At 45.8% G+C, this 2653-nt stretch carries 3 protein-coding genes; 1 reads left to right on the top strand and 2 read right to left on the bottom strand.

Annotation, left to right across the window (positions count from 1 at the left end; genetic code table 11):
• On the top strand, positions 1 to 1584 hold a 1584-nt coding region (locus B4H32_RS01950), incomplete at its 5' end, for a cation:proton antiporter (RefSeq protein ID WP_286799547.1).
• Between the two features lie 56 nt (positions 1585 to 1640).
• Here the strand turns inward: B4H32_RS01950 and B4H32_RS01945 are convergent.
• The gene (locus tag B4H32_RS01945; protein WP_004674593.1) at positions 1641 to 1919 is read right to left on the bottom strand and encodes a hypothetical protein; all 279 of its coding nucleotides are present in this window, start codon (positions 1917 to 1919) and stop codon (positions 1641 to 1643) included.
• Between the two features lie 112 nt (positions 1920 to 2031).
• Positions 2032 to 2535 carry a DUF6586 family protein gene (locus B4H32_RS01940; protein ID WP_004674592.1) on the bottom strand — a complete coding sequence of 168 codons (504 nt, stop codon included), beginning with the start codon at positions 2533 to 2535 and terminating at the stop codon, positions 2032 to 2034.
• Positions 2536 to 2653 lie beyond the last annotated feature (118 nt).

Below are 2653 nucleotides of genomic sequence, written 5' to 3'. Positions count from 1 at the left end.
CCAAATACACCAGGTATCGTCGGTGACATTCATCTCGCCAACCAGCTTGCAGAGCTAGGTGTTATGTTTTTGATGTTTGGTGTGGGAATGCATTTTTCCCTCAATGATTTACTTCAGGTGCGCCGTATTGCCCTACCTGGTGCGATTCTACAAATTGCGGTTGCCACCCTGCTTGGTATCGGTGTTTCCATGTACTGGGGTTGGAGCTTCGGTTCAGCGCTCATCTTTGGTTTAAGTTTATCGTGTGCCAGTACCGTGGTCTTGCTCAAGGCACTGGGTGATCGTGGGCTACTCGACTCGGTCAATGGGAAAATCGCAGTGGGCTGGCTGTTGGTTGAAGACCTTGTCATGGTTCTCGCCCTGGTTCTTTTACCTGCAACCGCCATGTTACTGGGCGGACACGCCTTGCCTGGTACAGACACCTCACAAAGTATCTGGCTGACCATTGGCATTACCCTACTCAAAGTCACAGGCTTTATTGCATTTATGCTGATTATTGGTAAACGTCTTGTCCCAATGATCATGCAGTTTGTTGCCCGTTTAGGTTCCCGTGAGCTCTTTACACTCACCGTGGTTGCTGCCGCAGTTTCAATTGCCTACGGTTCCTATGCAGTTTTTGGCGTTTCCATGGCACTTGGCGCTTTCTTCGCGGGTATGGTGGTGAAAGAGTCCGACTTTAGCCATCGTGCAGAAGAGGAAACCCTACCATTACGTGAAATCTTCTCAATTTTATTCTTTGTCTCAGTTGGGATGTTGTTCGATCCAAGTATCCTGATTGAAGAGCCTTTTCGTATTTTGGCTGTGATTGCCATTATTATGGTGGGTAAAACTTTGGCTGCGATAGCACTGGTTTTATTCTTCCGTTATCCGATCAATACAGCATTAACGGTCGGTGCCAGTTTGGCGCAAATCGGTGAGTTTTCATTTATCCTTGCGACACTCGGCTTATCACTAGGTTTACTCACCCCTGATGCACAGAACCTGATTCTGGCGGGTGCGCTGTTCTCCATTACCCTCAACTCATTTGTGTTCTCAGCCATTGAACCTGTTCAACGCTGGATTCGGGAGCGTTCGCATTTAGCACGGTTATTAGAGCGTAGTGCTGACCCACTGGCCATGCTGCCAGATGAGGTGGATCAGGCTTATTTACGTGATCAGGTGGTGATTATTGGCTATGGAGGCGTAGGTCGCCGTATCAGTGAAAACCTGATACAGCAAAACATCAAGGTGGTCATTGCTGAAGAGAACCGTGAGATTGTGGAAAAACTGCGTTCTCAAGGCATTGCCGCGGTCAGTGGTGAGGCAACTGAACCCAATGTGCTAATTCAGGCCCATATCCAGCATGCACGCCTACTAGTCATTTCCCCAATGGATATTCTGGATATTCACCGTATTGTTGATATTTCCAAACAGCTTAACCCTGAGATTCAGGTGCTGATCTGTGCTGAAAGTAAGGAAGAGGCTGCCGTGATTCGGCAGGAAAACCTGGGTGAAGTATTCTATGCCAAGGAAGAAATGGCAAAGAATATGAGTCATCATATCTTGAACCAGATTGAACTCGCACACCAATACCCTGCACATTAAGCATTTTCAGGACAATAAAAAAGCGTACCCAAAGTACGCTTTTTTAACATTCAGCATTAGCTGAAATGGGTAGGTTGTTCATCCACAATCTCGGCCTGCAACTCATTCATCTGCTTTTCCAGCAAACCAAACAGGGCTGCCTGAATCATATGCTGTGCAACCATTGGTGTCTGTTCACCTAAAATTGCCTTAACTTCATCACTAAACTGTATCTTCACCAAGGGTTCCTGTTCAGAACCAGCATTACGCAAAGCAAGTTCGCCACCTTCAAGTTGAACCAATTCCAGTATCGCTTCCTGATTACCGAATAACTCTTTTAACTGTTGCATTGACATATATTTTCTCCATGCTTCAACATGGTAGCAAAGTACCCTTGCACTTTGCGCTCTCACGTCTTATCTATATGAGTCCTGTTTGCGCAGATTTCAAGTCTAAGATCAATTCAGGCTAAAACTCAACCATCTCGTTACGAAAACCATCAATTAAATGGCTTAACTCACGATGCCATTCTCGTAATATTTTCGCATCGGGTAACCATGCTTGAGGACTTTGAGTCACTTTAATAATCAAATTCGATGAAGTCTCATTTTCAGGCTCTGGTGCTGTTGGCTCAGGTGCGTATTGACACATGCGGTAAGCACGTTTTAATTCGGCAATAAAGCCATCTTTCGCCAGTTGCTGCAATACAAGCACTTCTGGCGACACCTGCCCCTTGTCCGCCATGTGTTCCTCAATGGATTTAAAGGTCGGCTGTAAATCATTTAAGCGGTAGTAGCGCACCAGTTCCTGCAAAAAAGCTAGAATCGCCCCGTGCAAATGGAAAACCGCAGCTTCACGATAGGCCTGTGCCTGTTGGATATGTTCAGTTTGCTCAGCTTGTTGACATGCGAGTCGGGCAAAATACAGTTTTTGATTGGTGCGATCAGCATGGTAACGGGCAACACGGGACATAACGATAACCTATAAATCAGGTAGGAGTGAATCAGATTGTAAAATGAATTATCTCAAAAACAAAAGCGATCTTTCAGATCATTCATGCAATTCAAGAGTTTGACATCCTCCCCGACCT

The sequence above is a fragment of the Acinetobacter sp. UBA2063 genome (assembly GCF_002333245.1).
GTDB lineage: Bacteria > Pseudomonadota > Gammaproteobacteria > Pseudomonadales > Moraxellaceae > Acinetobacter > Acinetobacter parvus.
The sequence above is the reverse complement of the archived record's forward strand: the minus strand, read 5'-3'. Positions and strand labels throughout refer to the sequence as shown.

Bases quoted from the DNA above. Each gene is read 5' to 3' on its own strand.
- B4H32_RS01940 (WP_004674592.1), bottom strand. From the start codon at position 2,535: ATGTCCCGTGTTGCCCGTTACCATGCTGATCGCACCAATCAAAAACTG.
- B4H32_RS01945 (WP_004674593.1), bottom strand. From the start codon at position 1,919: ATGTCAATGCAACAGTTAAAAGAGTTATTCGGTAATCAGGAAGCGATA.